Raw genomic sequence first — 22,664 nt, 5'->3', positions numbered from 1 at the left:
TGCACCTGCACGATCAGGTCGACCGCGCTCGTGATCTGGATGCGGACCGCGCGCGGCGGCAGGGAGATGCTGCCCATCTGCACCATGTTCTCGACGCGGGTCAGCGCATCCCGCGGCGTATTGGCATGCACCGTGCAGATCGAGCCGTCATGGCCGGTATTCATCGCCTGCAGCATGTCGAAGGCTTCGGAGCCACGCACCTCGCCCACGATGATGCGGTCGGGCCGCATCCGCAGCGCGTTCTTCAGCAGGTCGCGCTGGGTGATCTCGCCGCGCCCTTCCAGGTTCGGCGGGCGGGTCTCCAGCCGCACCACATGCGGCTGCTGCAATTGCAGCTCCGCCGCGTCCTCGATGGTGACGACCCGCTCGCCATGGTCGATCCAGCGGCTCAGCGCGTTCATCAGCGTGGTCTTGCCGGAGCCCGTGCCACCCGAGATGATGATGTTCAGCCGGCAACGCCCGGCGATCTCCAGCACCCGCGCCATCGCCTCGGAGATGCTGCCATTCGCCACCATGGCGGGAAAATCGATCTTCTTCTTGGAGAATTTGCGGATCGAGACGCAGGCGCCGTCAATCGCAAGCGGCGGGAAGACCACATTCACGCGGCTGCCGTCCGGCAGGCGGCAATCGACCAGCGGGCTCGATTCATCGACCCGGCGCCCGACCTGGGCGGCCATCTTCTGGGCGATGCTGGCAAGCTGCTGGCCGCTGCGGAACTGGATGGCCTCGCGCTTGATCAGGCCGCGGCGCTCGACGAAGACGCAATCCGGGCCATTGACCATGATGTCGGTCACGCTTTCGTCGCGCAGCAGGGGGTCGAGCGGGCCATAGCCCACCATGTCCTGCGTCAGCTCCTCGGCGAGCTGCGCCTGCTCGCGCGCGGTGAGCTCGAGCCGCTCGCGCCCGGCCACCTCATGCACGAGCAGTTCGAGCTGGTCGCGCAGCGCCTCCGGGGCCAGTTCGGCGGCGACGCCCGGGTCGATGCGGTCCATGACCTCGCCCCGAAGCCTGGCGAGCAGCCGCGCCTTCTCCGCCGCGATGGCGACCTCGGGCTCCGCGCGCGGCAGGCGGGGGAGGCCGGCTGCTCGGGCTGGCGCGGCCCTTCCGTCCGGCGGCCAAAGGTCCTCATCGGCGGAGCCCTGCACGCAGGCGCCCGAGCCAGGAAGACCTGCCGGCAGACGGGCGGGCGCCGCCGACCTCCTGCGCCAGCGGCGCCAAGGCCTTGCGTAGCGCGGCGCATTCCTGCAGCGCCGGCCGCCCGAGATTGGCCGCGCGCGGCAGGTGGCGCGGCAGGTCGGGCACCACCGCATCGGGCGGGCTGCCAAGCCCTTCGGTCATCATCGCCGGGGTCAGCGTGCCCTTTGCGCCGGCGTGGTTCAGCACCGTGAGCACCGGCCCCGCGCCCGGCAACCCGGCCAGCAGCTTGCGTGCGGCGATGGTGTCGCGCACCCCGGCGAGATCCGGCCCGAGCACCAGGATGCGCTGCCGCGCCAGGGCCAGCACCTGGCGCTCCATCGGGCCGGGCGGATAGGGCAGGTCCACCACGATGATGTTGCAGCGGGTGCGCATGAGGTCGAGCAGGCGGGTGATCCCCTCCGCCGTCGGCGCCAGCTCCGCCTCCGGCGGCTCGTCCGCGGCCAGCAGCCGCAGGCGGTCCGAGACCGGCACTGAGGCGCGGTCCACGAACAGCGCATCCACCCGGTCCGGCTCCTCCAGGGCCACCCGCAGCCCGGCCGAGCAGCGCAGCCCGAGCATCATCGCCACATTGCCGCCCCGCAGGTGCAGGTCGAGGAGCCCGACATGCCCGCGCGTGGTCTCGGCCACATGGACCGCCAGGTTGATCGCGATGGTGGTCGCACCGACGCCGCCGCGGACGCCGCAGACCGCGACGACCCGGCCGCCCCGGTGCGAGGGCGCCTCGGTGAGGCCGGCGACACGGGGGCCGAAGAGGCGCGCCACATTGTCGCGGGTCAACGGCTTCACGAGGTACTCGGCGATGCCGAGGTCGCGCGTCATCTCGCGGTAGAAGCCGATATCGCCATGCTCGCCGATCGCCAGCACCGTCACATCGGGCTCGCAGACCTGGGCCAGCGCATCCAGTGCGCCGAGCGGATTGTCCTCGCCGCTGAGATCGACGACCAGGACCCGCGGCGTCCGCTCCCGTTCCAACGCCCGGATTGCGGCGCGCACCCCGCCGCGGCGCACCAGGATGGAGTCGAGCCGCTCCGCGAGGCCGGCGCGGAACATCGCCTCGCTTTCCTCATCGGCGAGGAAGGCCAGCAGCGGGACCCGGTCGGGCCCGGCCTCGGTCGGGATCGGCGCGCGCGGCGCCAGGGCGGCGTCAGCGGGACGCATCCTGTCCTCCCATCGCACTCGGCTGCATGCCACCACCCGAACCGGGCGACAGTTCACGCCTTTCGCCGCGCCGCAGCCGCGCCACCGGGTCCGCTGCGGCCGCGCCGCGGGAGGTGAAAGCCTCGGCCCCGCGTTGCAGATGCGCGGGGTCGGTAACCATGGCGCGGAGATTGGCGTCGTTCACCCCGCGGGCACGGACCGTGCCCGGCCGCTCGAAGGGGTCCTGGGTGCAGCCGGCGAGCAATGCCAGCAGCGGCAGGGACGGCAGACAGACGCGCAGCGATCGGAACATGCTGGCCTCATTCCAGAAGGAAGCCGGAATCGCGCGGCACGGCCGGGAGGGGCCGGGGCGGCGTCCCGCGGGCGACCTGGCGTGCATGCAGCACGCGATCGAGGTCGGTGGCGGGGCGGAAGCCATCGGTCGGGCCGCTGAGCTGCCGCGGGTCGGAAACCGGCCGCACCAGGTAGGGCGTGACGATGATGACCAGTTCCGTCTCGGCGCGGCGGAACCGGTCGGAGCGGAACAGCGCGCCGATCACCGGAATCTCGTCGAGCCCGGCGACTCCGTTCGTCACCTGCGAGGTATTGCGCTGCAACAGGCCGGCGATGGCGAAGCTCTGGCCGCTGCCAAGCTCGACCGTCGTCTCGGCCCGGCGGACTGCCAAGGCGGGGATGCGGATGGTGCCGCCGGCGAGCGGCACGCTGATGGCGCCATTGTCCGAGAGTTCGCTCACCTCCGGCCGGACGCGCAGATTGAGCCGGTCGGGGCCGAGCACGGTCGGCACGAAGGAGAGGCCGACGCCGAATTGCCTGAATTGGATGGTGACCTGGCCTGTCACCGTCGCCGCGACCGGCACCGGGAATTCGCCTCCTGCCAGGAAGCTGGCCGTCTCGCCGGATTGTGCGGTGAGATTGGGCTCGGCCAGGATGGAGGCGAGCCGGTCCTGGGCGAGCGCGTCGATGATGGCGTTGACGTCGAAGCTGGAGGTCCGGTAGCCGACGCCGAAGCGCGCGGGCGCCGTGAGGGTGCTGCCCGCGCCGCCGAGGATGGCGCCGGCGACGGTGGCGGCCGAGGCGCCGCTGCGCAGCCCGAGCACGAAATTCCCCCGTATTCGCCAGGGCCTGCCAGTTGAAGCCGAGCTCCCGCGTGATGTCGCGCGAGATCTCCATCACCCGGACCCGCAGATTCACCTGCACGCTGGAAAGGACCTCCAGCTCATTCAGCACCACCTGGTCCTCGCCGAGGAAGCCGCGGGCGATTGCCTCGACGCGCTGGGCATCGGCCGCATTCGCGACGGTGCCGGAAACCACGATCCCGCGCGGGGTGGTCCGCACGACCACACCGCCCGCGTCGCGTAGGATCTGCCGGATCGCCGCCTGCACGGCGGCGGCCGAGGCCGTGCGCGGCCCGGGTGCCGCCGCGGCGCGCGGCTCCGCCGGCGTGCCGCCGCGGACCGTGATGAGGTATTCGGCGACCGCCGTGCCGTCCTCGGCCGTTGCCAGCACCGTGGTCCGCCCGGCGGCGACGCCGATGACGAAAAGGCTGGTGGGCGAGGCGGGCTGCACGCGCGCCACCCTCGGGTCGGCGGCCAGTACGGTCGAGGCGGGGGCGGGCAGGGAGAGCAGCCGGCCGCCCCCGGCCTCCAGCATGACGGTTTGGGGCGTGGCCGGCTGCGCCTGAGCCACCAGCGGGCCGGGCGTAACCGGCATCATCTGCCGTGGCCAGGGCGCCTGGGCGGGCAGCGGCTGCGCGCCGAGGCCACCGGGGGCGAGTGCGGTGCCGAGCAGGAGCAGGAGACCGAGGGGCCGTATCACCGGAACACGACCTCCTGCAGGTCATTGCCCTGGATCACCCGTATCCGGGAACCGACGGCAGGGCCGGAGCGGGACAGCGCGGGCGAGACATCGGAGCCGAAGACCGAGCTGGGCAGCGCGTCCGACGCCGTCGCATCCGGCGCGGCGCCTTCCGGTGCCTGGTCCATGGCGCGGATGGTCAGGGAGAGGCGGCCGAGGCGCCCGGCCACGGCGACCCGCTCGGCATGTTCGGGCAGGACCTCGAGCGTGATGGTCCGGGCGACGGCGCGCTGGCCGTTGCCGCCGGCGCCCACCGCGCCGACTGTGGCGCCCTGGGTGAATTCCTGGTCCACCGCGATGACGCGGATGCTGGTCAGGACCGTCTCGCCGACCACCCGGCGGGCGATGGGCGCGGCGCTGGCATCGAGTTCCTGGGTCAGGATCACGTCCACCTGGTCGCCGGGCCAGATCAGCCCGGCGGCGCCGGTGACGGCATCCACCCCGACCGCGATGGCGCGGGTGCCGGGGCGCAGGACGGCGGCAAGGAAGCCGCGGTCGCGCGGCCTGAGCACATCCGTGCGGGCCACCGGGGTGCCGGCTTCGAGGTAGCGGCGCAGCAGGGCGCCGCGCAATTCGGCCCGGACCTCCTCGGATTGCACCAGGGCGCCTTCGGGCACCGCCTCCGGCGCGACCAGGCGCAGCGCGAAATCCTCGTCCTTGACGAGGGTTCCGGCCGGCAGCGACCGCGCTGCCACCAGCAGCGCGGCCTGGACGGGCGGCGGGGGCGCGGGTGCGGCCAGGACAGGGTCGGACGCGGGGCGCGAGGCGATGAGCGCGACGGTGCCGAAGCCGCCGGCCGCCAGCAGAAGACATAAGGCGAGCGCTACGCGAAGGAGCACGCGTCAGCCTCCGAGGGGTGCGATGAGGGTCAGGATGCCGCCGGCGGCGATGGCGACGGCATAGGGCAGAGGCCCGCGCCGGTGGATCCGCCAGCGTTCCGCGGCCAGGACCCGGCGGGGCAAGGATGTCGTGGGGCGTGCTGGGACCGGGGCCGGCAAATGCCGGAGCACCAGGTAGAGCAGGGCAAGCACGCCGCCGGAAAGCGCGGTGGCCAGCAGGAAGTCGAAGGTCGCGAGCGGCGGCAGGCCGAGGGCTATGGCCGAGGCCAGCTTCACGTCGCCACCGCCGAGGGCGCCGCGCGCATGCAGCAGGACGAGGCCGAGGAACAGCAGCGCCGCGATCGCTGCGGAGGCTGCGAGGGCCGTGGTGCCTTCGCTGGCACGGAGGCCGAGGCCAAAACTCGCCAGAGCGAGGCTGACGCTGTCCGGGATGGTGCGGGTTGCGATATCCCGCCAAGCAGCAAGGAGCAGCAGGGTAACCGGCAAGAGGATGCAGTCGCCGAGCAGAATGGCTATGGTTCCTTTTGGCGCCGAACGTCCGTTTGTAACGAAAAGAGATGGCAGAACCAGTCCGCGCTGGCTCTGCCATCTTGTCGTGGCTTACGTGATTGGCATTACGGAAGAACAGTACCAAGGATGTTGGTAATCTTGGTGGCGAGGCCAGTAAACGCCACGAGCACGCCGGCCGCGACGGCGGAAGCGATCAGCGCGTATTCCAGGGCGGTGACGCCCTTGCGATCGGCAAGGGCCTGCTTGGTCACGGCAACGATCAATGCGGTCATGTGAGTTCCCTTTTCCTGCCTGTCCGAGCCGGAGACACGCGACCCTCGCATGCTCCGCTTTTCGAGAGGTCGAGTTTCATTTCGTCAGCCTCTCGAAATGATCCTATAAGTTGTGTATCACAGGTCAAGCTAATCTTAAAGCTTCGTTCTGCTACCTTTTAGGGAATGACCAGCCTCAATTGCGCGGAATAGCATATATCGTGGGGCAAGCCGTCAGCGCACACAAAACCTTGATGTCGCTGCGCATCCTCAACAATTCGTGACATCGCCCCGCAAATCAGTGCGGAATCGTTCTGGCTTGTGGCAAGATTAACGGGCATCTTGCCTCTTGATCTTCAACTTATGATACCCAATCCATCGGGGCAGGAGGAGCGATGCGGCACCCGATCGACATCCCACGGGGCATCAAGGCCCGCTCGCCCGTGGCAGCCGCTTCCGGTGTGAGGCGCATTCTGCAGTCGCTCGGGCGGGACCGTCGTGGCGCGGCGGCGCTGGTCATGGCCGCCGCCGCCAGTTCGGTCATCGGCATGGCCGCCTTCGCGACCGAGGCCGGCAACTGGTACCTGGTCCGCCGCCACGCCCAGAACGCGGCGGATGCAGCGGCCTTCGCTGCGATCAAAACCCTGGCGGAGACGGGATCGACCCAAACGGCCGTGAGCATGGGCACCGATGTCGTCTCCCGGAACGGCTTCACCGCCGGCGGGGCGACCGTGGTCACGGTCACGGCGGATACCGCCAGCACGCCGCGCTCGGTGCGGGTGGTGGTGCAGCAGACCCAGCCATTGCTGCTCGCTCGCGTGCTGCTGCAACAGGCCACGGTCGTGCGCGCCACCTCCCGCGCGGTGGCGGCGGATATGTCGAAGGGCGCCTGCGTCCTGACGCTCAGCGGCAGCATCGCCATCGGCAACAACACCATAGCTACCGCGCCGGGCTGCGCGCTCGCTTCCAACTACAAGGCGGGCGATGCCTTCCAGGCGGGGTCCGGCGGGTCGATCGCCAATGGGAGCTTCACCGTCACCGCCTCCGGCATCGTGACGACCGGTGGCTGCCGTGGCTGTGCCGAGTCCGTGTCGGCGGGCAAACTGGTCCTTGGCAGCCCGCCTTCGAGCTACCAGCCGCCGGTCAGGAACCCCTATGCGGCGCTGAACAGCTTCCAGCCGCCGGCCAACTTCCCGAGTTCCTGCATCAATGCCCAAACCGGGGCCACGCTGCTGCCCTGGGAGTCTGGCTCCACCTGCTATACCTCGATCACCCTCTCCGGCAACAACACCACGGTGATGACGCCCGGCACCTACTACATCCGCGGCGGCGATTTCAAGATCAACAGCGGCAGCCTGACCTGCCCGGATTGCACGGGAGGCCGCGGCGTGACCATCGTGCTGACCGGCAATGCCACCAACGCCATCGGCAGCGTCGGCATCAACACCAACGGCACCGTCCAGCTCTCCGCGCCCCGATCGAATCCGGCCAGCACCAACGGCTCGAATTCCGACCTCTCAGGGGTACTGATCTTCCGCGATCCGAACGCGCGCTGGGTTCCTTCGGGTGGCACGACGCAGGTGAGCATCAATGGCGGCGCAAGCATCAGCCTGAACGGCGCCGTGGTGGCGCCGAATATCGCGGCGAGCCTGAATGGCGGCAGCACCAGCCAGGTGAATGGCTGCACCGTCATGGTCGTGGGCTCGCTCTCCCTCGGCGGTAACACGCAGCTCAGCACCGGCGGCTGCACCGCCATGGGCACGGCGGTGCCAACGCCGCAGATCCTCAGGCTGGTGGACGGCTGATGCTTCCGCTTGCCCCGGCCGCCCGGCGCTGGCGATTGCGGAGCCGCCGTGGTGTCGCGGCCCTGGAATTCGCTCTGGTGGTGCCGGTGCTGGTCCTGCTGATGCTGGCCACCGTCGATTACGGCCGCGCCATTGCCCAGAGCATGCGCCTGTCGAATGCCGTGCGGGCCGGGGCGCAATATGCGCTGTCCTTTCCCGATGACGTGGCCGGCATCAATGCCCGCGTCACCGGCGCGCTGGGCGGCTGGACTGATGTCAGCGTCGCGACCGAGTGCCAATGCGCCGGCGGCACGACCAGCGCCACCGCCTGCGCGGAGGTTTGCAGCGGAATCCGCGTGACGACGGTCCGGGCCACCAGGCCGTTCAGCGCCTATCATTTCACCAGCATTACCTCCGTGACGAGCAATGTCACCCTGCGCGTGCAATAGCCCGCGCCGGCTTGGGCGCCGCGGCGTGGTGGCGCTGGAAGTGGCGCTGTCCATCGGCTGCCTGATCACGATGATCTTCGTCAGCATCGATCTTGGCCGCTATTTCTTCTCGGCCCAGTCCCTCAGCTACCTGGTCGGCGAGGTCGCGCGCACGGCGACGCTCAATGCCACCGCCGGCTGCAGCAACCCCGTCTCGACCTATGCCCCCCCGCGCCCCGATCCTGGATCCGGCGCTGCTGACGCTGCAGCTTTGCATCTACCCGCCGAATTCCACCGGGAACACCACCAACCTCACCCGCGTGGATGTCACGGCGAGCTATGCCTTCAGCTTCATGGCGCCCCTCCTGCGGGGGCGGCTGGGCCGGATCGACGAAAGCGTCTCGATGCGGTTCGTCGTGTCCTGACGGCCCGCCCTGGGGCTGCTTCCGGCACATGATCCGGCCGGTGGCCGCGCCCAGGATTCGCGCATCGAGGTCGGGCGGTCCTTCGCCGGGCCGCCAGGGACACCTGTTCTGGCGGCCGGCCCGGGACTGGAGGATAATGGCGGGCAAGGACCTGTCGCCGGCAGCGTCCGGGCCGCGCCGTCGCCATGCCCCTGCAGCGGGGGTCGTGGCCAGGAGAGCGGCAAAGGGATAGGAAGCCTCCGCCTGCCTGACCAGTCGATCCCGCCATCTGCCGCGTTCCACGGCAGCCCTGGCCCGTCATCCCCGCCGAACCCGGCCAGGAGGCTCCGGCTGAGCTCGGTCCGCCTGCATCAGGCCGTGATGGCGGCGGCGCTGCTGGTGCCCGCCGTGGTCTTCGGCGCCGCGGCCTGGTGGAACCGCGCCGAGGTGCTGCGCGAGGGCACGGACCGGATCGAGCGCACCGCCGCCATCATGCATGAGCAAGCCGCGAAGATCTTCGACACCGCCGATCTGGTGCTTGGGCGCGTGGACGACCGGGTGCGGCACCTCGACTGGGACGCAATCTCGGCGCCGGAGACCAGCACCTTCCTCCGCACGCTGGAGGCGCCACGCGACCAGCTTGTCTCGATCTGGATCACCGATGCGGCAGGTATCGTCCGCGCCGGCAGCCAGGACTGGGAGGCTGGCACCGGCATCGCCGGCCGTGACTTCTTCGCCGCGCAGCGGGACCGCGACGCCGGAACCTATCTGAGCACGGCCTTCGTCGGCCGGGCCACGCAGATCGCCTCCTTCGCCCTCAGCCGCCGACGCTCGACCCCCGATGGCCGCTTTGACGGCATCATCCATGTGGCGCTCAGCCCGGCCTATTTCGCCAACTTCTTCGAGGAGGCGGCGCCCCCCCTTCACCCATGCCGCGCTGCTGGCCCGCGCCGATGGCGAGATCCTGGCCCGTGAACCCGAGCTTGCCCCCAATGCCCGCCGGCGCCTGCCGCCGGACAGTCCGCTGATGCAGGGCATCGCCGAATCGCCGGAAGGCGGTCTTCGGCGCGGCGCCTCCAGGCTGGATGGCAAGGAGAGGATATTCGCCTTCCGCAAGGTTGCCTCCTACCCCGCCTATGTCTCCTTCGGGGCTGAACCCGAAGCGCTGCTCGGCCCCTGGCGGCAGAACCTGGTGGCCTATGGCGCGGTCGCCGCCGTCGCGGCACTGACCCTGCTGCTGGTGTCCTGGCTCGCACTGGTCCGGGCGCAGGCGGAGCAGGCGGCGCTGCTGCAGGCGAAGCAGGAGGCGGAACGGCGCCTGGTGGCCGAGGAGGGGCTGCGCCAATCCCAGAAGATGGAGAGCGTCGGCCAGCTCACCGGCGGCATCGCGCATGATTTCAACAACCACCTGGCGGTCGTGGTCGGCAGCCTGCAATTGCTGCGGCGCCGGCTGGAACGGGGCGAGGGCGATACCGGCCGCTATATCGCAGCCGCGCTGGAGGGCGCGCAGCGGGCCGCCAGCCTGACCCAGCGGCTGCTGGCCTTCTCCCGCCGCCAGTCGCTGGACCCCAGGCCGCTGGATGCCAACCGCCTGGTCTCCGGCATGGTGGAGTTGCTGCGGCGCACGCTGGGGGAGCGGATCACGGTGCAGACCGTGCTGGCCGGCGGGCTGTGGCCGGTCTTCGCGGATGCAAACCAGTTGGAGAACGCCATCCTCAACCTGGCCGTCAATGCCCGCGACGCCATGGCGGGCGATGGCCGATTGACCGTGGAAACCGCGAACCGGCCTGGCGAGCCCAGCGCGGCCGTGCAGCCGGATGGCTTGCCATTGGGCGACCATGTCGTGATCTCGGTCACCGATACCGGCGCCGGTATGCCGCCCGAGGTCGCGGCGCGCGCCTTCGAGCCCTTCTTCACCACCAAGGAGACCGGCCACGGCACCGGGCTTGGCCTGTCGCAGGTCTATGGCTTCGCCAGGCAGTCCGGCGGCCATGCGGAGATCGAGAGCCTGCCCGGTCGCGGCACCACGGTCCGGCTGTACCTGCCCCGCCATTCCGGGCCGATGCCCGACGAGGCCGTCGCCGTGGCCATGCCGCCCTTGCCGCCGCCCGGCCAGGGCGAGACGGTGCTGGTGGTGGAGGATGATGACCGGGTGCGGCAGATGAGCGCCGGTGCGCTGCGGGAGCTCGGCTTCACCGTGCTGGAGGCGGCGCTGCCCTCCATCGCGCTCCGGCTGCTTGGCCAGCACCCGGAGATCGCGCTGCTCTTCACGGATATCATCATGCCCGAGATGGATGGCCGCCGCCTGGCGGAGGAGGCGGTGCGGCGCCATCCCGGCCTGAAGGTGCTGTTCACCACGGGCCATGCGCGCGGCGTCGCGGTGCGCGAGGCGGCACTCGGCAATGCCCCCGTGCGCCTGCTGAAGAAGCCCTTCAACCTGGAATCCCTGGCGGCCGAATTGCGCGAGGTGCTCGGCGCCGCCTGATCCTGCCCACGCCGGGCCATGCTTGCCGTTGCGGCCGGCAGGGTTGCTTGCCGTTGCGGCCCGCAGGGCCGACCATCCGGCGGCGGGGCAGGAGGGCATGGGCATGGGCTGGCCGATCACCGAAGGAGTCTTCGCCTGCGGCGACCTGCCGCTGCATGCCGGCGGCGTGCTGCCGGAGGCGCGGCTGCACTGGCGGGCGCATGGCACGCTCTCCGCGGCACGGGACAATGTGGTGCTCTACCCCACCAGCTACGGGGCGCAGCACCCGGACATCGAATGGCTGATCGGCCCGGACGGCATCCTCGACCCGAGGCGCTGGTTCGTGGTGGTACCGAACATGTTCGGCAATGGCCTCTCCAGCTCCCCCAGCAATACGCCGGCCTGGCCGGAGCTGGTCACCGCCTGGGACAATGTCGGCGCGCAGGCGCGGCTGCTGCGGGAGGTCTGGGGGATCGAGCGGCTGCACGGCGTCTACGGCTGGTCCATGGGAGCGCAGCAGGCCTATCACTGGGCCGCCGCCTTCCCCGATGCGGTGGCGCGCATCGTCGTGGTCTGCGGCAGCGCCCGGACCAGCGTGCACAACCGGGTCTTCCTCAAGGGTCTGCTGGCGGTGCTGGAGGCGGCGCCCGAGCATCGCGGCCACGGGCGCTTCGCGGCAGAGCCGGTGGCGGCGCTCCGCGCCTTCGGCCGGATCTATGCCGGCTGGGCGCTGAGCCAGGATTTCTACCGCGCCGGGTTGCATATCTCGGCGCTCGGCGCCCCCGATCTCGACAGCTTCCTCCGCACCGATTGGGAGGAACGCTTTGCCCGCCGCGCCGCCGCCGACCTGCATGCCCAGCTCCGCACCTGGGAGGCCGGCGACATCAGCGCCGATGCGCGCCATGCCGGCGACCTGCCGGGGGCGCTGGCGGCAATCCGGGCGCGGGTGCTGCTGATGCCCGGCGAGACCGACCTCTATTTCCGGGTGGCCGACAATGCGGCGGAACTGCCGCATCTCCGCCATGGCGTGCTGAAGCCGATCCCGAGCCTCTGGGGCCATCGCGCCGGGAACCCGGTTGCGAACCCGGCGGATGCGGATTTCATCCGCGCCGCGGTGCGGGAATTCCTGGAGGGCTGACAGGGACCATGCGCCGGTGCCTCCCCGGTCTGGTCCTGGACAGGCCGAGGGGCGCATCCGCCCGGCTTCCGCGGGAGCGCAGGCCGGGCCCGGAACGCGAGGTCAATGCGCGAGCGCCGGCGTGGCGGGCTCAGCGATCTCCAGTCGCCTGTTGAATTTCAGTGTCATGGCGACAATCGCCCCGAGCACGGCGAAGGCACCGAGCAGCAGCAGGCCGGCCGTGAAGTCGCCGGTCAGATCCTTCAGGTACCCCATCATGTAAGGACCGGCGAATCCTGACAGGTTGCCGATCGAATTGATCGCCGCGATCCCTGCCGCCGCCGAGGTGCCCGTCAGGAAGGCGCTCGGGATGGGCCAGAAGAGCGGGGGCATCGCCGAGACGCCGATCTGCCCCAGGCAAAGCAGGCCCAGGACCAGGACAGGGGAAGAGACCAGCCCGGCGCCCGCAACTCCGACCGCCGCGAGGATCAGCGCGAAGCAGACATGCTCCCGACGCCTCAGCGTGCGATCCGAGTTGCGGCCCAGCAGGATCATCCCGACTGCGCCAAACACGAAGGGCAGGGCGGAAAGCAGGCCGGTCTGGAAGTTGCTGACGCCGAAGCCCTTGACGATGGTCGGCAGGAAGAAGGCGACGCCATAGCTCGCCGCATTCAGGCAGAAATAGACCAGGGCGCAAGCCAGGACGCGGGAGTCGCTGAGTGCCTTGGCTATGCTCAGATGCTCGGCGGCCTCCTTCTTCTGCCTTTCCGCATCCAAGCGCGCCTCCAGCCAGGCCCGCTCGTCATCCTTGAGCCAGGTCGCAAGCGCCGGCCGGTCGGTGAGGTAGAAAACCACCCCAAAGGCCATCAGGACCGACGGCACCGCCTCAAGGATGAACAGCCATTGCCAACCCTCGAGTCCGGCAGCGGAGATGTTGAGCAAAGCCCCGGAGATGGGGGCGCCGATGATCGACGAGAAAGGGATCGCCAGCATGAAGAACGCGACCACGCGAGCGCGATAGACCGAGGGAAACCACAAGGTCAGGTAAAAGATGATGCCCGGGAAGAATCCCGCCTCGGCAATGCCGAGGAGGAAGCGCAGGATGTAGAAGACCGAGGCATTCGACAGTCCGACCATCTCGGCGATCGGGCCGATGAAGGCGAAGAGGCCGGAGATGATGCTCCAACTGAGCATGATGCGCGCGATCCAAAGCCGCGCACCGAACTTGTCCAGCGCGAGATTGGAAGGCACCTCGAGCAGGAAATAGGCAATGAAGAACATCCCGGCGCCGAGGCCATAGGCCGCTTCCGAAAGCCCGAGCGCCGCGTTCATCTGCAGCTTGGCGAAGCCGACATTGACACGATCAAGATACGCAACGAAATAGCACGCGATAAGAAAAGGCAGGAGGCGCCACATCACCTTGTCGATGGTTCTTCTTTCGATTCCATTCATGGCACCGCCACCTCCCTCGGCTTTGTTCGCCAGGGCAAAGCGTAGGTGGATGAAGCGGAGCCTGGCAAGATCACCTTGACATCCTCGCGTCCAAAAGATTGGAGGCATGACTTGCAACCTGGGCCGTAATTACTTTTATGCAATCCTCCATTCACTTGAGCGGCGCTTGTCCACATCACCTGCCGGCGCCCGGGTCTGGGTGGCGGGAGCGAACCGGCGATGCGCTGCCGCTTCCGCGGCTGGCCGCAGCGTCCCGGCACGGGTCAGGGTCGCGCGGCGCCGCTGCCCCGGGAACCATCCGTCCGACCGAAGGGCAGGCGCAGCACCAGCGTGGCGCCGCCGCCCGGGGTTTCCTCCGCCTCGATCCGCCCGCCATGGTCCTGCGCGATGGTGCGGCAGAGGGCCAGGCCGATCCCGCTGCCGGACCCGGCGGGGCGGGTGCTGAAGAAGGCGTCGAAGACCTTCTCGCGCAATTCGGGCGGTATCCCCGGACCATTGTCGGCGACCCGCAGCGCCAGCATGCCTTGCTCCCGCCGCGCGCTGATCGCGATGCGCCGTGGCGGATCCCGCGGCGCCAGCGCCGCGCAGGCATTGCCGAGCAGATTGGCCAGCAGGTGCACCAATTGGTCGGGATCGCCGATCAGCCGCGGCGGCCGCCGCGGCAGTTGCACCGCCAGGGCGACCCCGGCGGATTGCAGCCGGTGCTCCATGAGGTCGGCCGCGGTGGCGATGCTCTGCCGGAGGTCCAGCGGCTCCCGCTGCGGCGGGCGGCGGCTGGCGCTGGCCAGCAGGCTGGCGACGATGCGGCCGGAGCGCCGCGCCGCTAGGCTGACCTTCTCCGCCCGCTCGGCGAAGGGCGTGCCTGCGGCTTCCTCAGCCAGCAGCGTGGCCTGCGCCGCCACGACCGAGAGCGGGTTGTTCAGCTCATGCGCCACGCCGGCCAGCAGCGAGGCGATCTCGCCCATCTGCTGTGCCTCCCGCAGCGCCTCGCGCTGGGCCCGCCGCGCCGCCTCGGCCTCGGCCCGCGCGGTGATGTCGGTGAAGGTGGCGACGAAGCCGGCATCGGGGATGTGGCGGCGATGCACCTGCAACCTGCGGCCATTGAGGCAAAGCTCCTCCGTTTCCACCCCGCCGGCGTCGCGGATGCGCTCCCAGTGCTGCGCCGCGACCGCTTCCGGCGCCTCCCCTGGCGTCTCGTTCGGGTAGAACATGCCGCGCGCGTGGCGGTGGCGGACCAGCTCCACCGTCGGCGTGCCGGGCTCCGCCAGCGCCTCCGGCAGGTCGAGCAATTCCACGAAGCCGCGGTTGCACATCACCAGCCTGCCGTCGCGATCCACCGCGACGGCATCCGCGACGCCATTCAGGATGGCCTGGAGATAGGCGTTGCGGCGCGCCAGCTCCTCCTCGCGCTCGCGGTGCTCGGTGAGGTCGCGCATGAAGACGATGAAATCCGTCACCTCGCCCTCGGCGTCGCGCAACGGCGTGAAGACCCAATGGATGAAGCGGCGGCCATTGCGCTGGTAGTCGATCCAGCCCTGCCGCACCACGGTTTCGCCATCCAGCGCGGCGAAGGCGAAGGGATCGAGCCGGGCGGCCACCGCCTCGCCCACCAGTTCGCGCGTGGTCAGCCCGATGATTGCCGCGGCGGGCCTGCCCGCGAACTCGGCGAATTCGCGGTTGACGTAGCGATAGCGGAAATCGCGGCCCACCACGCAGACCCGCGCCGGCGCCGCGTCCAGGATACCGCGCAGCAAGGCGATATCGGGCGGGGCGGGTGGCGGGACGGCCACCGGGAGGGCCGCCACCACGGCCTCACGCCTCCGCATTCGGGTCGAAGACATAGCCGATCCCTCGGACGGTGCGGAGCACGCGCGGGCGGCTCGGCACGGCCTCGATCTTGCGGCGGATGCGGGTGATGCGGACATCGATGCTGCGGTCGAAATGCTCGTCGCCGCGCGGATGCGCGAGGCTCAGCAGCATCTCCCGGCTGAGGGTGCGGCCCGGCCTTTCGGCGAAGGCGCGCAGCAGCTCGAATTCCGAGGCGGCGAGGGGATCTCGAAACCCTCCGGGCCGAGCAGCCGGCGGGTTTCCAGCAGCAGCCGGTTGCGGCCCATCCGCACTTCCGGCTCGGTGGTGCCAGGTGGCGCAGGCGGCGCCGTACCGGCCGCGGCGCGGGCCGCGGCGCGGCGGCGCAGCACGGCGCGCAGCCGCGCCAGAAGCTCCCGCAGGTCGAAGGGCTTGGCGACATAGTCGTCGGCGCCGATCTCCAGCCCGACCACCCGGTCCACCACCTCGGCCGAGGCGGTCAGCATCACGATCGCGATATCCCCCTCCGCCCGCAGCGTCCGCGCCACCGAAAGCCCGTCCTCGCCGGGCATGGAGATATCGAGGATGACCGCATCGGCCGGGCGTTCCGCGAGCGCCGCGCGCAAGGCCGCGGCACTGCCGACGCTGCGCACCGCCATGCCGTTCCGCGCGAGATAGGCGCCAACCGCCTCGCGCAGATCGGCCTCGTCGTCGACCACGATGATTTCTGCCGATGCTTCCATGGCCTGCGCCCCGTGGCCTGCCCCCGACTGGGCGACCCCTCCGCGCCTGGAGGTGAAACAGATGAAACATGGCGGGGGCAGGACGCAACCCATTTTCCGGCGAACGACATCGGCCCGGAACACACCCTGGCTAGAAGGCGCGCGGTATACGAACCCAGGGAAGGGACCGGACAATGAGCGAGGAGATCGGCCAGGACGGCACCGGGCAGGGCCCCGCGGGTCTTTGGCAGCAGATGCGGCGGCGCTGGCTGCCGCCGGCGGTGCAGCCGCAGCGGACCCTTCCAAGGCAGGAGATCACCCTGGCGGCGCTGGCGGAACCCTTCGTGCCCAATGCCCCGCTGGCGCTGGCCTGCCTCCGCTGAACCCGGCCCGGCGCCTGCTCAGGGCGCCGGGAAGAGCGCGTCGGTGCGGCCCATCAGCCGATAGGCGGCCAGCCCGATCCACTCGCGCAGCCCCCATTCGAATTCGCGCAGCCGCTCGGGGAAGGAGGCGTCGTACCAGGCCGCCAGGTTGTGCCCGGTGCGGTAGTTCACCGGCCAGGGCACCACATTCCAGCCCGCCTGGCGGAATACCCCCATCGCGCGCGGCATGTGGCTGGCGGAGGTGATCAGCAGCCAGGTCTCGCCCGGCTTCGGCTGCACCAGGGCATGCGTCAGCACGGCATTCTCATGGGTGTTGCGGGCGGCGTTCTCGAAGACCATGCGCGATGCCGGCACGCCCATGCCGGCCCAGAGCTGCCGGGCCACATCGGCTTCCGTCAGGCTCCCCTGCACCAGCGCGGCCTCGCCGCCGGTGAAGACCAGCCGGGCTTCGGGGTAGCGCCGCATCAGGGCCACCGGCTCGGTCATGCGCTCGGCGGCGCCGTTCAGGGCCGGGATGCCGCGCGCCGCGGTCAGCCGCTGGTCCACCGCGCCGCCCAGCACGACGATGCCATCCACCCGCGCCGGTGCCGTGGCGGGGCGGGAGAAACGCTCCTCCAGCGGAATCTGCACCCATTGGTGCAGCGGCAGGGCGAGCACCGCTACATAGAAGCCAAGCCCCAGCAGGATCAGCCAGCGCCCCCAACGGCGCCCGCGCCAGACCAGCGCGAGCCCCAGGCAGCCGGCGATCAGCGCCGCGGTGCCCGGCCGCAGCGGCAGCCAGAGCAGCTTGGAGAGGACGAAGGCGAGGTCGGTCACAGCTCCAGCACCCGCCCCGGCGAGGCCCGGCCCCGCAGCAGGTCCCAAAGCCCGAGCAGGTTGCCGCGGAAGCGCCCGAAGCGGTCCGCATGCGGCTCCGGCCAGAAGGAGCGCGCGGCATTCATGGCGCAGTGGCGGAGCAGGCTGGGCAGCGCGTGGCTCCAGGGGAAGCTGCCCTTCCGCGCCAGATAGACCGGGTTCACCACCTGTGAATAGCCGAGCCGCCGCCCCGGCACCCGCCCCGACTTCACGCCGAGATGCACGCCGCGCGCCCCCGCCAGCCGCAGGATGGCGCCGTGCCGGCCGAGCCTGCGGGTGAAGTCGATATCCTCGTACCAGGCATAGAGCGGCAGCGCCTCGTCGAAGCGCAGGCCCTCCGCCCGCACCACCGCCAGCCGCACCGCCATGTTGCAGCCATAGCCGTTGAAATGCGGCGCATGGGCGAGGGGGTCGCCAGGGGGCGCGTTCGTGGTCAGGATCGCGCGGCCCTCCGCCACCGTCAGGCCGGGTCCCTTGGCGCCATCGGCGATCACCGTGCCATCCGTCACCACCGCATCCGGCCGCGCCGCGAAGACCGCCTCGACCACCGCGAGGTAGTCGGGGGCGGGCAGGAAGTCGTCATCCAGGAACAGCAGCAGGTCGCAATCCGTGGCGGCATCCAGGATGGCATTGCGCTGCCGCGGCAGGCCGGCGGGGGCGGTGAGGAACTCCACGCCGGGCGCCGCGATGCCGGCGACATCCTCCGGCCCGACATGGCACACCAGGATCCGGTCCGGCGCGCGGTGCTGCCGGTGCAATTCGGCCAGTACCTCGGCCAGGATCGCGGCGCGGCCGCGGGTGGCGATGCCGATGGCGATGCGGGCCGGCATCAGCCCTGGCCCGCCACGGCGGGTTGCAACGGCGGCAAGGGCAGGCCCTCGGCCGCGCCTCGCGCCCGGAAGCCGTCCAGCCGCCCGCGCAGGCTGGCCCAGTAGTAGCGCGCCGCCAGCCCGCGGCCGCGCAGCGCGCTGACCAGCACGCCGCCCAGCGGCCGGACGAGGAAGGGCAGCCAGACCCTGGGTGCCACCCCATGCCGGCGCAGCACGAAGCCAAGCCCCGTGCCGTAGAGCCGCGCCCGCTCCACCGCCACCGGCGTCAGCCGCTTGTCCGGATGCACCACGCGCTGCGCCGGATCATAGATCGCGCGATGGCCGGCCCGGATGGCGCGCAGCACCAGATCGTTCCCCTCGGCCGAACCGAAGAGCGTGCCGGGGCCGAGCCGCTCATCGAAGCCGCCCAGCGCCAGCGCCGTCTCCCGCCGCAGGAAGAGGTTGAACTCGATCACGCTGGTCCAGACATTGGCCGGCGTGATCGGCCCGCCTTCCGCCCGCCAGCGGCCGGAGCCGAGACCGCCTTCCGGTGAGGCGGCGGGACCGGTCAGCACCTGCAAGCTGGGATCGGCATCGAACGCCGCTTCCACCCGCGCCAGCAGGCCGGGCGGATAGAGGCAGTCGTCATCCGGGAAGCCGACGATCGCGCCCCGGCTCAGCGCCAGGCCGAGATTGCGCGCGTGGCAGGCATTCGGCCGGGCGGAGCGGTGCCAGACCAGCGGCAGGCGGTCCCGATAGGCGTCCAGGATCGACGCCAGCCGGTCATCCCCGTTCTGGTCGACGATGATGACCTCGATATCGCCGCGACCCTGCGCCAGCAGGCTGTCCAGCAATTCGGCGATCTCGCGGCTGCGGCCGCGCGTCGCCACGACGAGCGAGAAGCGCATCTAGACCGGCTCCGTGGCAGGCAGGTGACGCTCCACCAGCTCCTGCATCGCCGCGCGGAACTCCTCGCGGCTGAAGCGCTCGGCATTGCGCCGGCAGTCCTCGGGCCGGATGGCGGGCGACAGTGCCTCGAACCGCTCCACCGCCGCCATCACCGCAGGGGCGCTCTGCTCGGGAAACAGCAGCCCGGTGGGGTGCGGCATGGGCGGCGGGCGGATGATGTCGCGGGCGCCGCCGCGGCCGAAGGCGATCACTGGCGTGCCGCAGGCCTGCGCCTCCACCATGGCGATGCCGAAATCCTCCTCCGCCGCGAAGACGAAGGCGCGGGCGGTCTGGGTCAGCCGCACCAGCTCCTCCTGGCTGACCCTGCCGCGCAACGTGATGTTCGGCGCACCGGACGCGGCCTCCGCCACCAGCCGTTCGCCCGGCCCGTCGCCCACCACGACAAGCCGGCGGCCGGGCATCCGGCGGAAGGCCTCGACCACCAATTCCACGCGCTTGTAGGGCACCAGGCGGGAGGCGATGAGGTAGTGCCCCTCCCGCTCGCCGCCCGGCCCGAAGCCGGCGACATCCACCGGCGGATGCACCACCACCGCCTCCCGCCGCCAGACCTTGCGGATACGCTCGGCGATATAGGCGGAATTGGCGACCACCACATCGACGCCGGCGGCCGAGGCGCGGTCCCAGATGCGCAGCCGGTGCAGCAGCCAGCGCGTATAGGCGCCCTTCAGCCCGCGCGCGAGCCCGGCCTGGCGGAGATACTGGTGCTGAAGATCCCAGGCATAGCGCATCGGGCTATGCACATAGCTGACATGCAACTGCCCCGGCCCGGTCAGCACGCCCTTCGCCACCGCATGCGAGGACGACACCACCAGGTCATAGCCGGCAAGGTCGAGCTGTTCGATCGCCAGCGGCATCAGGCCGAGATACCAACGGAAGCGCCGCCGCGCCGCGGGCAGGCGCTGGATGAAGCTGGTCTGCACCGGCTTGCCGCGCAGGAAGCCGCGCTGGCCCTCCGGCAGGAAGTCGCAGACGGCGAAGAGATCGGCCTCGGGCCAGATCTCCAGCAATTGCTCCAGCACGCGTTCGGAGCCGGCATAGCTCTCCAGCCATTCATGCACCAACGCGACCTTCATGCGGCATCCTTCGGCAGCAGGCTGAGCAGCGTTGCGGCGGCGCGGCGCCAGGAGAATTGCGCGGCCCGCGCCAGGCCGCGCCGGCGCAATTCCTCCGCCAGCCCTTCCTCGTCCAGCAGCCGCGCCAGCGCATCGGTGAGGCGCCGCGGGCCGTCCGTGTCGAACCAGAGCGCGGCCTCGCCGCAGACCTCCGGCACCGCGCCGGCGGCGGCGGCCACCACCGGGCAGCCGCAGCACATCGCCTCCAGCGGCGGCAGGCCGAAGCCCTCGTAGCGGGAGGGGAAGACCAGGCAGAGCGCGGCCTCATAGAGCGCCCGCAATTCGGCGTCGCTCACCCTGCCGAGCGCCACCGCCGCCTGGCCCCCAACCCCAGCGACATTGCGGAACACCGCCGGGTCGGCGGCGCCGGCCACCGCCAGGCTCAGGCCCCGCGCGGCAAGCAGGGCGGTGGCCTCGCGCAGTGCATCGAGATTCTTGTGCGCGGCCCCGGTGCCGATCACCAGCGCGAAGCGGCCGGGGGCGAGGCCATGGCGCGCCAGCACCCCGGCACCGGCCGGCACGCGCAGAATATGCTCGCCGCCTTCATGGATCACGCCGAGCCGCGCCGGGTCGATCCGCAGATGCGCGGCGATCCGGCCGCGCGAGAATCCGGAGACGGTGAGCAGCCGCGCGCCCGCCCGCGGCAGGGCGCGATGCAGCGCCCGGTACCAGGCACGAAAGGGCAGGGAGTAGGAGTCCGGCGTATCGAAGACCCCGGCATCATGGATCACCACCGCCTGGCGCCGCCCGGCCAGCAGCGGCGCGGTATTGCCGAGGCTGACCAGCAAGCCGCCCCGGGCGCGCAGCGGCAGCTCGACCTGCTCCCAGGCCTGGCCGCGCAGCCGCCCGAAAGCCTCGATCGGCAGATGCGGGTAGGGCTTCGCCGCCTCCGCCTCCGCCGGCGGCCGCAGCACCCGTGCCGCCGGCCATTCCCCGGCGGCCACCAGCGCATCCACCGCCAGGGTGATCTCCTGCGCGAAGCGCTGCACGCCGGTGAGCTTCTGGGTCAGGAAGCGGCCATTGATGGCGAGGGCGCTCATGCGCCGCCGCCCAGCCGCAACAGGCCGCCGGGGTGGCGCAGCAGGCCCAGCATCCGGCCGCGCTCCTCGCCTTCCAGCGCCCGCAGCGCCAGCAGGCCGAAGAGACCGAGCGCCAGGGTGCCGGCCACCAGCAGGGCCGGCAGGCCCGGCATGGCCAGCAGCAGCGCCAGGCCCAGTCCACCGCCGGCGAGTGGTGCGGCCAGCCGCCGCGCCGCCACGGCGGCAGGCGGATAGAAGCGGGCCGCCAGCAGCAGCTTGCCGCCGCAATCCACCGCCACCCGCAGCGCCCAGGCCAGCGCCGCGCCCTCGATCCCGAAGCCAAGCAGCAGCAGCGCCGCGGCCAAGGGCAGGAACAGCACCGCCTGCGCCAGGGCGAAGCGGGCCGTCACATCCGGCCGGCCGATGGCGTCGAGCAGGCTGGCCGGGGCGAAAGCGGCGCAGGAGAAGAAGATGCCGACCCCCAGGATCTGCAGCACCCGCGCCCCGCCCTCGGCGAAATCCGCCCCGAGCCAGAGCCACAATATCTCCCGCCCGGCGCCGACCAGCAGCAGGCAGGCGGGGAAGACCAGCGCCATGATGACCAGCGCGCCGCGCCGGAGCAGCGCCGCGGTCTGCTGCGGCAGGGTGGCGAAGGCCGAGGCGAAGGCCGGCAGCAGGGTCTGCGCCACCGCGACGGGCAGGATCCAGACCCGCAGCACCAGATCGAGCGGCGTGGCGTAATAGGCCACCGCGGCGAGGGAGAGCAGCGCGCCGATCAGGAAGCGGTCGGCATAGAGCAGCGCCTGGGTCAGCGTGCCGGAGAAGGTCATCCAGCCACCGATCCTGAGCAGCGGCCCGACCAGCGCCAGCCGCGGCCAGCCCCGGAACAGCCCCGGCAGCAGCGGCCGCACCAGCCAGGCATAGGAGAGGGTATTGGCAAGCCGGCAGGCCACCAGCGCCAGCATCACCGCGGTGAGGCTGTCCCAGGCCAGCAGCACCAGCACGGGGCCGAGATAGTAGAAGATGCTGACCGGGATCGTCACCAGATTGGCCGCCCGGAAGCGCTGATAGGCGGCCAGCACTCCCCAGAGCGCGGCATTCAGCACCACCAGCGGCGCCGCCGCCGTCAGCACCCGCATGCCGCTCACCGCCTGGGCCTGGAGTTCGGGCGGCACCCGCAGCACCCGCTCCACCAGCAGCGGCACGAGCCACCACAGCGCCAGCGCCGCCACCATGCTGAACCCGACCAGCGCCGCCAGCGCCGCGCCGACCAGCGAGGTCGCCTCCGCCTCCCGCCCCTCGCCGATCCGTTCCGATAGCGCCCGGGTCAGCGCCTGGCCCACCCCAAAATCGAACACGCCGAAGACGCCGACCATGGCCAGCGCCAGGGTGAACAGCCCCCCAGCGCTCGACCCCGAGCTGCGCCACCAAGATGGGGGTGAGCAGCAGGGCGAGCAACAGGGGCAGGCCACGGCCCGCCGCGTTCCACAGCACGCCGGCGACCATCACGCGGCCGCGGGTGCGGGAGAGG

The 22,664-nt window shown here is 71.0% G+C and carries 23 protein-coding genes and 3 pseudogenes; 8 read left to right on the top strand and 18 right to left on the bottom strand.

The window, feature by feature from the left end; all coding sequences use genetic code 11:
* Positions 1 to 59 precede the first annotated feature (59 nt).
* From KSF81_RS29860 to KSF81_RS16915, 8 genes and pseudogenes are all read right to left on the bottom strand, one after another.
* Positions 60 to 782 (bottom strand): annotated as a pseudogene (locus tag KSF81_RS29860) (CpaF family protein); the annotation flags it as partial.
* 343 nt (positions 783 to 1,125) lie between these two features.
* Entirely contained in the window at positions 1,126 to 2,355 is a 1,230-nt protein-coding gene (locus tag KSF81_RS16945; RefSeq protein ID WP_217379986.1) for a P-loop NTPase, read from the bottom strand.
* The gene (locus KSF81_RS16940) at positions 2,342 to 2,647 is read right to left on the bottom strand and encodes a hypothetical protein (RefSeq protein ID WP_217379985.1); all 306 of its coding nucleotides are present in this window, start codon (positions 2,645 to 2,647) and stop codon (positions 2,342 to 2,344) included. The genes KSF81_RS16945 and KSF81_RS16940 overlap by 14 nt, the downstream gene beginning before the upstream one ends.
* 7 nt (positions 2,648 to 2,654) lie before the next feature.
* Positions 2,655 to 3,452 carry a type II and III secretion system protein family protein gene (locus KSF81_RS16935; RefSeq protein WP_217379984.1) on the bottom strand — a complete coding sequence of 266 codons (798 nt, stop codon included), beginning with the start codon at positions 3,450 to 3,452 and terminating at the stop codon, positions 2,655 to 2,657.
* A 169-nt stretch (positions 3,453 to 3,621) separates the two neighbouring features.
* Positions 3,622 to 4,005 (bottom strand): annotated as a pseudogene (locus KSF81_RS32235) (pilus assembly protein N-terminal domain-containing protein); the annotation flags it as partial.
* Between the two features lie 161 nt (positions 4,006 to 4,166).
* Positions 4,167 to 5,048, bottom strand: coding sequence for a Flp pilus assembly protein CpaB (cpaB, locus tag KSF81_RS16925; RefSeq protein ID WP_217379983.1), 882 nt, complete (start codon positions 5,046 to 5,048; stop codon positions 4,167 to 4,169).
* Positions 5,049 to 5,051: 3 nt separating this feature from the next.
* On the bottom strand, positions 5,052 to 5,534 hold the full coding sequence (locus KSF81_RS16920; RefSeq protein WP_254453577.1) for a prepilin peptidase: 483 nt from the start codon (positions 5,532 to 5,534) through the stop codon (positions 5,052 to 5,054).
* A 128-nt stretch (positions 5,535 to 5,662) separates the two neighbouring features.
* Positions 5,663 to 5,830, bottom strand: coding sequence for a Flp family type IVb pilin (locus KSF81_RS16915; protein WP_217379982.1), 168 nt, complete (start codon positions 5,828 to 5,830; stop codon positions 5,663 to 5,665).
* Positions 5,831 to 6,270: 440 nt separating this feature from the next.
* On the opposite strand from KSF81_RS16915, the gene KSF81_RS16910 reads away from it, so the two are divergent.
* The 7 genes and pseudogenes from KSF81_RS16910 (at position 6,271) to KSF81_RS16885 (ending at position 12,027) form a co-directional block, all read left to right on the top strand.
* Positions 6,271 to 7,614 (top strand): pilus assembly protein TadG-related protein, encoded by a 1,344-nt coding sequence (locus KSF81_RS16910; RefSeq protein WP_217379981.1) that lies wholly within the window; start codon positions 6,271 to 6,273, stop codon positions 7,612 to 7,614.
* Positions 7,614 to 8,042, top strand: coding sequence for a TadE/TadG family type IV pilus assembly protein (locus KSF81_RS16905; RefSeq protein WP_217379980.1), 429 nt, complete (start codon positions 7,614 to 7,616; stop codon positions 8,040 to 8,042). The genes KSF81_RS16910 and KSF81_RS16905 overlap by 1 nt, the downstream gene beginning before the upstream one ends.
* Positions 8,020 to 8,181, top strand: a pseudogene (locus KSF81_RS32230) (TadE/TadG family type IV pilus assembly protein); the annotation flags it as partial. The gene KSF81_RS16905 and the pseudogene KSF81_RS32230, both read left to right, overlap by 23 nt.
* A 61-nt stretch (positions 8,182 to 8,242) precedes the next feature.
* Positions 8,243 to 8,446, top strand: a complete 204-nt coding sequence (locus tag KSF81_RS29850) for a hypothetical protein (RefSeq protein WP_254453576.1) — start codon at positions 8,243 to 8,245, stop codon at positions 8,444 to 8,446.
* Positions 8,447 to 8,806: 360 nt separating this feature from the next.
* A complete protein-coding gene (locus tag KSF81_RS16895; RefSeq protein WP_217379978.1) occupies positions 8,807 to 9,400 on the top strand; it encodes a hypothetical protein in 594 nt (197 codons plus the stop codon).
* A 52-nt stretch (positions 9,401 to 9,452) separates the two neighbouring features.
* The gene (locus KSF81_RS16890; RefSeq protein WP_217379977.1) at positions 9,453 to 10,910 is read left to right on the top strand and encodes an ATP-binding protein; all 1,458 of its coding nucleotides are present in this window, start codon (positions 9,453 to 9,455) and stop codon (positions 10,908 to 10,910) included.
* A 103-nt stretch (positions 10,911 to 11,013) separates the two neighbouring features.
* Positions 11,014 to 12,027: an alpha/beta fold hydrolase gene (locus KSF81_RS16885; RefSeq protein ID WP_254453575.1), complete on the top strand. Its 1,014-nt coding sequence runs from the start codon at positions 11,014 to 11,016 to the stop codon at positions 12,025 to 12,027.
* A 102-nt stretch (positions 12,028 to 12,129) separates the two neighbouring features.
* Here the strand turns inward: KSF81_RS16885 and KSF81_RS16880 are convergent, their stop codons facing one another.
* From KSF81_RS16880 to KSF81_RS16870, 4 genes are all read right to left on the bottom strand, one after another.
* Positions 12,130 to 13,458: an MFS transporter gene (locus KSF81_RS16880; RefSeq protein WP_254453574.1), complete on the bottom strand. Its 1,329-nt coding sequence runs from the start codon at positions 13,456 to 13,458 to the stop codon at positions 12,130 to 12,132.
* Between the two features lie 263 nt (positions 13,459 to 13,721).
* Positions 13,722 to 15,266 carry a PAS domain-containing sensor histidine kinase gene (locus tag KSF81_RS16875; protein WP_217379975.1) on the bottom strand — a complete coding sequence of 515 codons (1,545 nt, stop codon included), beginning with the start codon at positions 15,264 to 15,266 and terminating at the stop codon, positions 13,722 to 13,724.
* Positions 15,267 to 15,270: 4 nt separating this feature from the next.
* On the bottom strand, positions 15,271 to 15,483 hold the full coding sequence (locus tag KSF81_RS29845) for a helix-turn-helix domain-containing protein (protein ID WP_254454091.1): 213 nt from the start codon (positions 15,481 to 15,483) through the stop codon (positions 15,271 to 15,273).
* On the bottom strand, positions 15,429 to 16,007 hold the full coding sequence (locus KSF81_RS16870; RefSeq protein ID WP_254453572.1) for a response regulator transcription factor: 579 nt from the start codon (positions 16,005 to 16,007) through the stop codon (positions 15,429 to 15,431). Before KSF81_RS16870 ends, KSF81_RS29845 begins: the two co-directional genes overlap by 55 nt.
* Before the next feature lie 173 nt (positions 16,008 to 16,180).
* On the opposite strand from KSF81_RS16870, the gene KSF81_RS16865 reads away from it, so the two are divergent.
* Positions 16,181 to 16,369, top strand: coding sequence for a hypothetical protein (locus KSF81_RS16865; RefSeq protein ID WP_217379974.1), 189 nt, complete (start codon positions 16,181 to 16,183; stop codon positions 16,367 to 16,369).
* Positions 16,370 to 16,387: 18 nt separating this feature from the next.
* Here the strand turns inward: KSF81_RS16865 and KSF81_RS16860 are convergent, their stop codons facing one another.
* Genes KSF81_RS16860 through KSF81_RS16835 form a run of 6 tightly spaced genes read right to left on the bottom strand, consistent with a single transcriptional unit; the run spans position 16,388 to position 22,605 of the window.
* Positions 16,388 to 17,185, bottom strand: coding sequence for a YdcF family protein (locus KSF81_RS16860; protein ID WP_217379973.1), 798 nt, complete (start codon positions 17,183 to 17,185; stop codon positions 16,388 to 16,390).
* A complete protein-coding gene (locus tag KSF81_RS16855; protein WP_217379972.1) occupies positions 17,182 to 18,054 on the bottom strand; it encodes a glycosyltransferase family 2 protein in 873 nt (290 codons plus the stop codon). Before KSF81_RS16855 ends, KSF81_RS16860 begins: the two co-directional genes overlap by 4 nt.
* On the bottom strand, positions 18,054 to 18,941 hold the full coding sequence (locus tag KSF81_RS16850) for a glycosyltransferase family 2 protein (RefSeq protein ID WP_217379971.1): 888 nt from the start codon (positions 18,939 to 18,941) through the stop codon (positions 18,054 to 18,056). The genes KSF81_RS16855 and KSF81_RS16850 overlap by 1 nt, the downstream gene beginning before the upstream one ends.
* Positions 18,942 to 20,075: a glycosyltransferase gene (locus tag KSF81_RS16845; RefSeq protein ID WP_217379970.1), complete on the bottom strand. Its 1,134-nt coding sequence runs from the start codon at positions 20,073 to 20,075 to the stop codon at positions 18,942 to 18,944.
* A complete protein-coding gene (locus KSF81_RS16840) occupies positions 20,072 to 21,154 on the bottom strand; it encodes a glycosyltransferase family 1 protein (RefSeq protein WP_217379969.1) in 1,083 nt (360 codons plus the stop codon). Before KSF81_RS16840 ends, KSF81_RS16845 begins: the two co-directional genes overlap by 4 nt.
* Entirely contained in the window at positions 21,151 to 22,605 is a 1,455-nt protein-coding gene (locus tag KSF81_RS16835) for a flippase (RefSeq protein WP_309139590.1), read from the bottom strand. The genes KSF81_RS16840 and KSF81_RS16835 overlap by 4 nt, the downstream gene beginning before the upstream one ends.
* Positions 22,606 to 22,664 lie beyond the last annotated feature (59 nt).

Source organism: Siccirubricoccus sp. G192, from assembly GCF_019084075.1.
GTDB lineage: Bacteria > Pseudomonadota > Alphaproteobacteria > Acetobacterales > Acetobacteraceae > G192.
The sequence above is the reverse complement of the archived record's forward strand: the minus strand, read 5'-3'. Positions and strand labels throughout refer to the sequence as shown.

What these genes read in the sequence shown, in the direction of transcription:
- KSF81_RS16945 (WP_217379986.1), bottom strand. Translation starts at nt 2,355, where the DNA reads ATGCGTCCCGCTGACGCCGCCCTGGCGCCGCGCGCGCCGATCCCGACC.
- KSF81_RS16940 (WP_217379985.1), bottom strand. Translation starts at nt 2,647, where the DNA reads ATGTTCCGATCGCTGCGCGTCTGTCTGCCGTCCCTGCCGCTGCTGGCA.
- KSF81_RS16915 (WP_217379982.1), bottom strand. Translation starts at nt 5,830, where the DNA reads ATGACCGCATTGATCGTTGCCGTGACCAAGCAGGCCCTTGCCGATCGC.
- KSF81_RS16905 (WP_217379980.1), top strand. Translation starts at nt 7,614, where the DNA reads ATGCTTCCGCTTGCCCCGGCCGCCCGGCGCTGGCGATTGCGGAGCCGC.
- KSF81_RS29850 (WP_254453576.1), top strand. Translation starts at nt 8,243, where the DNA reads ATGCCCCCCCGCGCCCCGATCCTGGATCCGGCGCTGCTGACGCTGCAG.
- KSF81_RS16895 (WP_217379978.1), top strand. Translation starts at nt 8,807, where the DNA reads ATGGCGGCGGCGCTGCTGGTGCCCGCCGTGGTCTTCGGCGCCGCGGCC.
- KSF81_RS16890 (WP_217379977.1), top strand. Translation starts at nt 9,453, where the DNA reads ATGCAGGGCATCGCCGAATCGCCGGAAGGCGGTCTTCGGCGCGGCGCC.
- KSF81_RS16885 (WP_254453575.1), top strand. Translation starts at nt 11,014, where the DNA reads ATGGGCTGGCCGATCACCGAAGGAGTCTTCGCCTGCGGCGACCTGCCG.
- KSF81_RS16880 (WP_254453574.1), bottom strand. Translation starts at nt 13,458, where the DNA reads ATGAATGGAATCGAAAGAAGAACCATCGACAAGGTGATGTGGCGCCTC.
- KSF81_RS16870 (WP_254453572.1), bottom strand. Translation starts at nt 16,007, where the DNA reads ATGGAAGCATCGGCAGAAATCATCGTGGTCGACGACGAGGCCGATCTG.
- KSF81_RS16865 (WP_217379974.1), top strand. Translation starts at nt 16,181, where the DNA reads ATGAGCGAGGAGATCGGCCAGGACGGCACCGGGCAGGGCCCCGCGGGT.
- KSF81_RS16855 (WP_217379972.1), bottom strand. Translation starts at nt 18,054, where the DNA reads ATGCCGGCCCGCATCGCCATCGGCATCGCCACCCGCGGCCGCGCCGCG.
- KSF81_RS16850 (WP_217379971.1), bottom strand. Translation starts at nt 18,941, where the DNA reads ATGCGCTTCTCGCTCGTCGTGGCGACGCGCGGCCGCAGCCGCGAGATC.
- KSF81_RS16845 (WP_217379970.1), bottom strand. Translation starts at nt 20,075, where the DNA reads ATGAAGGTCGCGTTGGTGCATGAATGGCTGGAGAGCTATGCCGGCTCC.
- KSF81_RS16840 (WP_217379969.1), bottom strand. Translation starts at nt 21,154, where the DNA reads ATGAGCGCCCTCGCCATCAATGGCCGCTTCCTGACCCAGAAGCTCACC.